Origin of the sequence: Phenylobacterium sp. (assembly GCF_030697925.1) — a bacterium.
Classification (GTDB): Bacteria; Pseudomonadota; Alphaproteobacteria; order Caulobacterales; family Caulobacteraceae; genus Phenylobacterium.
The window spans coordinates 1-5913 of record NZ_JAUYOJ010000145.1 but is presented as its reverse complement, the minus strand read 5'-3'; the positions used below and the strand labels follow the sequence as shown (position 1 = coordinate 5913).

The 5913-nt window shown below is 66.6% G+C and carries 5 protein-coding genes; all 5 read left to right on the top strand.

The genetic code is table 11. The annotated features are described in order from the left end of the window. The first annotated feature begins 209 nt into the window (after positions 1 to 209). Positions 210 to 2240 (top strand): S9 family peptidase, encoded by a 2031-nt coding sequence (locus Q8Q88_RS13465; RefSeq protein WP_305675699.1) that lies wholly within the window; start codon positions 210 to 212, stop codon positions 2238 to 2240. Between the two features lie 68 nt (positions 2241 to 2308). Continuing rightward, the gene (locus Q8Q88_RS13460) at positions 2309 to 2599 is read left to right on the top strand and encodes a GIY-YIG nuclease family protein (RefSeq protein ID WP_305675698.1); all 291 of its coding nucleotides are present in this window, start codon (positions 2309 to 2311) and stop codon (positions 2597 to 2599) included. A gap of 195 nt (positions 2600 to 2794) precedes the next feature. Further along, on the top strand, positions 2795 to 3805 hold the full coding sequence (gene gap, locus Q8Q88_RS13455) for a type I glyceraldehyde-3-phosphate dehydrogenase (RefSeq protein WP_305675697.1): 1011 nt from the start codon (positions 2795 to 2797) through the stop codon (positions 3803 to 3805). Between the two features lie 9 nt (positions 3806 to 3814). Beyond that, positions 3815 to 5005 carry a phosphoglycerate kinase gene (gene pgk, locus Q8Q88_RS13450; RefSeq protein WP_305675696.1) on the top strand — a complete coding sequence of 397 codons (1191 nt, stop codon included), beginning with the start codon at positions 3815 to 3817 and terminating at the stop codon, positions 5003 to 5005. 23 nt (positions 5006 to 5028) lie between these two features. Next, positions 5029 to 5913: class II fructose-bisphosphate aldolase (gene fba / locus Q8Q88_RS13445; RefSeq protein ID WP_305675695.1), on the top strand; the 885-nt coding region annotated here is incomplete at its 3' end.

Sequence of the window (5913 nt, the reverse complement as noted above, 5' to 3'; positions counted from 1 at the left end):
CCTCAGAAAGGCCGCCGAACGATCCGTCGACGCCCTCTGGAACCGCATCGGCCAGATCCTCGACCAGTTCACACCAGAGATCTGCGCCAACTACTTCAAGGCCGCAGGATATGCGTCAACATGATCGGGAAACGCTCTAGGGCGCCACCCAGAGTTTGCCGCCCGCCACGGCTCCGCCTAGCATCCCGGCCGATGTCGGGAGAATTCTCATGCGCAAGCTTCTGGTCGCCGCCGCGGCCCTCACCCTGGGAATGGTTGCGATGACCGCCCAGGCCGCCCCCGGCGTCTCCGCCCCGCTGATCGAGCGGACCAAGTTCTTCGGAAATCCCAGCCGCAGCCAGGGCCGCATCAGCCCGGACGGCAAGTGGCTGGCCTGGATCGCGCCGCGCGACGGGGTGCAGAACATCTGGGTCGCGCCGATCGCCGAGCCGGCCAAGGCCAAGCCGCTCACCGACGAGAAGACCCGGCCCATCCGCAGCTACTTCTGGGCGCCGAACTCCGCCCAGATCCTGTTCGTCAACGACAAGGGCGGCGACGAGAACTTCCTGCTGTACGGGGTCGAGGTGGCCAGCGGCGTCCAAACGACGCTCACCCCCTTCGAGAAGACCCGCGTCCAGGTGCTGAACATCAGCCGCGAGGTCCAGGACCGCATCGTCATCGGCCTGAACAACCGCGATGCGCGCTGGCACGACGTCCACAGCCTGGACCTTGCGACCGGCAAGCTGACCCTGGTGTTCCAGAACGACGGCTTCGGCAGGTTTATGATCGACGAGCAGCTCAAGGTGCGCGGCGGCGCCAAGTCGCGCTCCGATGGCGGCACCGACTTCTATGCCATCGAGGACGGCAAGGTTTCCGACAAGCCGATGGACAGCATCGACTTCGAAGACGACGGCGCCACCGGTCCCATGGGCTACACCGCAGACGGATCGATCCTCTACTGGGGTGAAAGCCGCGGCCGCAACACCTCGGCCCTGGTGGCCCAGGACGTGAAAACCGGCGCCCGAACGGTCGTGGGCGAGAGCCCCAAGGTCGACGTGCTCCGCGCCATGTTCAATCCGAAGACCGGCAAGGCCGAGGCCTATTCGGTCAACTACCTGACCACCGAATGGAAGGTGATCGACCCCGCGGTCAAGGGCGACCTGGAGTTCCTGAACGCCAATCTGGAGGGCGAGATTCAGGTCACCTCGCGCGCCGACGCCGACGACCTCTGGACCGTCGTCGTGGACCCGGTCACCGCTTCGCCGGCGCTTTATCTCTATGACCGCAAGGCCAGGAATATCTCCAAGCTCTACACCGTGCAGCCGGAACTGGAAGGAGCGACCCTAGCGGCCATGCACCCGGTGGAGATCAGGTCGCGCGACGGCCTGATCCAGCCATCCTACCTCACCCTGCCGCCAGGCTCCGATAGCAACGGTGACGGCAAGCCGGACAAGCCGCTGCCCATGGTGTTGCTGGTCCACGGCGGACCCTGGGGCCGCGACGTCCATGGCTACAACGGCCGGCATCAGTGGCTGGCCAACCGCGGTTACGCGGTGCTGTCGCCGAACTTCCGAGCCTCCACCGGCTTCGGGAAGAGCTACGTCAACGCCGGCAACCTGGAATGGGGCGCCAAGATGCATGACGACCTGCTGGACGCCGTCGACTGGGCGGTGAAGAGCGGCGTCACCACCAAGGACCAGGTGGCGATCATGGGCGGCTCCTATGGCGGCTACGCCACCCTGGCGGGCCTGGCCTTCACCCCCGACGTCTTCGCCTGCGGAGTGGATATCGTCGGACCCTCGAACCTCAACACCTTGCTCGCCTCGGTGCCCGCCTACTGGGAGGCCGGCCGCAAGCAGATGTATCGCCGGATGGGCGACCCCGGCACGCCGGAGGGCGCGGCCCTGCTGAAGGAACGCTCGCCGCTCACCAAGGCCGACCAGATCAGGAAGCCCCTGCTGATCGGCCAGGGCGCCAACGATCCCCGCGTGAACCAGGCCGAGAGCGATCAGATCGTCAAAGCCCTGCAGGCCAAGAACATCCCGGTGACCTACGCCCTGTTCCCCGACGAGGGCCACGGCTTCGCCCGGCCGGAGAACAACATCGCCTTCTATGCGGTCGCAGAGCACTTCCTGGAGCGCTGCCTCGGCGGCCGGGCCGAACCCTTCGGCGCGGCGCTCGCCAAGACCTCGATGACCGTGCCCCACGGCGCGGCGTTCGCGCCGGGCCTGGAAGCGGCGCTGAAGTCGAAGGTTCAGTAATCCCCGTGTGTCATCCCGGAAAGCGCGGAGCGCTTATCCGGGACCCATGAACACCTGATGGCGCAAGGTTGAGCTACTACGTCTACGTCCTCGCCAGCCGACGGCACGGCACGCTCTATGTCGGCGTGACCAACAGCCTCGAACGGCGGATCGCCGAACACAGGGTCAAGGAGGTGGCCGGCTTCACCAAGCGATATGGCGTCACCCGCCTGGTCTGGTGGCGCGCCTACGGCGAGGTGACTGAGGCCATCCACTTCGAGAAGCAGCTCAAGCGCTGGCGGCGCGACTGGAAGATCGAGCTGATCGAAAATGAGAACCCCGACTGGGGTGACCTCTACCCTTCGATGATGGCGCCATAGCCGGGACCATCCGGTGTTCATGGGTCCCGGCTCTTCGCTTCGCTGCGGCCGGATGACAGTTGTGGGGTTGGGTTCACCACAAAGTGGAGCCCGTCCCGTCACAAAACGCAGCCAGAGTTGACCCCGCCAGGGGTTGACTAAACGCGCCCGCGCCTCAAGAAACCGCCGCAATCACTTGGCTCAGGAGTTCTCTCGATGACCGTACGCGTCGCCATCAATGGTTTCGGCCGCATCGGCAGGCTGGTCCTGCGCTCGATCGTCGAACATGCGCGCCGCGATATCGAGGTCGTCGCCATCAATGACCTGGGCCCCGTCGAGACCAACGCCCACCTGCTACGCTACGACAGCGTGCACGGCCGGTTCCCGGGCATGGTCACCGTCGACGGCGACTCGATCGATGTGGGCCTGGGCAAAATCAAGGTCACCGCGATCCGCAATCCGGCCGAGCTGCCGCACAAGGAACTCGGCGTCGACATCGCCTTCGAGTGCACCGGCCTGTTCACCTCCAGGGACAAGGCCAAGGCCCACCTCGACGCCGGCGCCAAGCGGGTGCTCATCTCGGCGCCGGGAGCCGACGCCGACAAGACTATCGTCTACGGTGTGAACCACGAGACCCTGACCGCCGCCGACCTGGTGGTCTCCAACGCCTCGTGCACCACCAACTGCCTGGCCCCGATCGCCAAGGTCCTGCACGACCTGGCCGGCATCGAGCGCGGCTATATGACCACCATCCACTCCTATACCGGCGACCAGCCGACCCTCGACACCATGCACTCGGACCTCTACCGGGCGCGGGCCGCGGCCATGTCGATGATCCCGACCTCCACCGGCGCGGCCAAGGCGCTGGGCCTGGTGATCCCGGAACTGCAGGGCAAGCTGGACGGCTCCTCGATCCGCGTGCCGACCCCCAATGTCTCGGTGGTGGACCTGACCTGGGTCCCCGGACGCACGCTGACCAAGGAAGAGATCAACGAGGCCCTGACCGCCGCGGCGACCAGCGGCCCGCTGAAGGGCGTCCTGGCGGTGACCAACGATCCGCTGGTCTCCATCGACTTCAACCACATCGCCGCCTCCTCGACGGCGGCGCTGGCCCAGACCCAGGTCATCGACGGCGGCCTCGGCCGGGTGCTCTCCTGGTACGACAACGAGTGGGGCTTCTCCACCCGGATGGCCGATACCGCGCTGGCCATGGCCAAGCTGATCTAGATCAGATCCATGACTTTCCGCACCCTCGACGACGCCGAACTCCAGGGCCGGCGCGCCCTGGTGCGCGTTGACCTTAATGTCCCCATGGCCGATGGACAGGTGTCGGACGACACCCGCCTGCGCGCCGTGGTCCCGACCATCGCCAAGCTGGCCAAGGGCGGGGCCAAGGTGGTCCTGCTGGCCCACTTCGATCGGCCAAAGGGCAAGGTCGTACCGGCGATGAGCCTCAAGCCCATCGCCCCGGCCCTGGCCGACGTGCTGGGCGCCCCGGTGGCCTTTGCCCCCGACTGCGTGGGCGAGGTCGCGACTTCCGCTATCGCGGCGATGAAGCCGGGCGACGTGCTGCTGCTCGAGAACGTCCGCTTCCACCCGGGCGAGGAGAAGAACGACCCCGACTTCGCCAAGGCGCTCGCCGCCAACGGCGATCTCTATGTGAACGACGCCTTCTCCGCCGCCCACCGGGCGCACGCCTCCACCGAGGGGATCGCCCGGCTGCTGCCGGCCTATGCGGGCGAGCAGATGCGCCGCGAGCTGGAGATGCTGGAAGCCGCGCTGGGCAAGCCTAAGCGCCCGGTCCTGGGCATCGTCGGCGGCTCCAAGGTCTCCACCAAGCTCGACCTGCTGAACAACCTCGTGAAGAAGCTGGACCGGCTGTCCATCGGCGGCGGCATGGCCAACACCTTCCTGGCGGCCCAGGGCGTCGATGTTGGCGCCTCGCTCTGCGAGCACGACCTGGCCGACACGGCCCGGGAGATCATGAAGAGCGCCAAGGCCGCCGGCTGCGAGCTGCTGCTGCCCATCGACGTGGTGGTCGCCCAGGAGGTGAAGCCCGGCGTGGAGGCCCACGTCCGCGACCTGGCCGACATCCAGGCCGCCGACCGCATCCTCGACGCCGGCCCCAAGACCCTGGCCAAGCTGATCTCGGCGATCGACGGCTCGGCGACCCTGATCTGGAACGGCCCGCTGGGGGTTTTCGAGGTTCCGCCCTTCGACAAGGCGACCGTCGAGGCCGCCGTCCACGCGGCCGAACGGGCCAAGGCCGGCAAGCTGGTGGCCGTGGCCGGCGGGGGTGATACAGTCGCTGCCCTGAACGTTGCCGACTGCGCGGACGATTTTACGTTCGTCTCGACGGCGGGCGGCGCGTTTCTTGAATGGATGGAAGGCAAGGAGCTGCCCGGAGTGGCAGCGCTGGCCATTTAGATACGACTTTTGGAGGGCAGGGCATGGCCCGGGTTACTTTGAGACAGCTTCTGGATCACGCGGCCGAGCAGGGCTACGGGGTTCCGGCGTTCAACATCAACAATATGGAGCAGGGCCTGGCGATCATGGAGGCCGCCGACGCGGTCGACGCGCCGGTCATCATCCAGGCCAGCCGAGGCGCGCGTTCCTACGCCAACGACATCGTGCTGAAGCACCTGATCGACGCCCTGGCCGAGATGTATCCGCACATCCCGATCTGCATGCACCAGGACCACGGCAACAACGAAGCCACCTGTGCGACCGCGATCCAGTACGGCTTCACCTCGGTGATGATGGACGGTTCGCTGAAGGCCGACGGCAAGACGCCGGCCGACTACGACTACAACGTCAAGGTCACCCGCAATGTGGTCGACATGGCCCACTGGGTGGGCGCCTCGGTCGAGGGCGAACTCGGCGTGCTGGGGTCTCTCGAGACCGGCATGGGCGAGAAGGAAGACGGCCACGGCTTCGAGGGCAAGCTCGGCCATGACCAGCTGCTGACCGATCCCGACCAGGCCGTCGAGTTCGTGAAGGCCACCGAGGTCGACGCCCTGGCCATCGCCATGGGCACCAGCCACGGGGCCTACAAGTTCACCCGCAAGCCCGACGGCGACGTCCTGGCCATGGGGGTGATCGAGGAGATCCACCGCCGCCTGCCCAACACCCACCTGGTGATGCACGGTTCCTCCTCGGTGCCGCAGGACCTGCAGGACATCATCAACCAATATGGCGGCGAGATGCCCCAGACCTGGGGCGTGCCGGTGGAAGAGATCCAGCGCGGCATCAAGCACGGCGTGCGCAAGATCAATATCGACACCGACAACCGGATGGCCATGACCGGCGCCATCCGCAAGATCTTCGCCGAGCAT

Bases quoted from the DNA above. Each gene is read 5' to 3' on its own strand.
- gap (WP_305675697.1), top strand. From the start codon at position 2,795: ATGACCGTACGCGTCGCCATCAATGGTTTCGGCCGCATCGGCAGGCTG.
- pgk (WP_305675696.1), top strand. From the start codon at position 3,815: ATGACTTTCCGCACCCTCGACGACGCCGAACTCCAGGGCCGGCGCGCC.
- Q8Q88_RS13465 (WP_305675699.1), top strand. From the start codon at position 210: ATGCGCAAGCTTCTGGTCGCCGCCGCGGCCCTCACCCTGGGAATGGTT.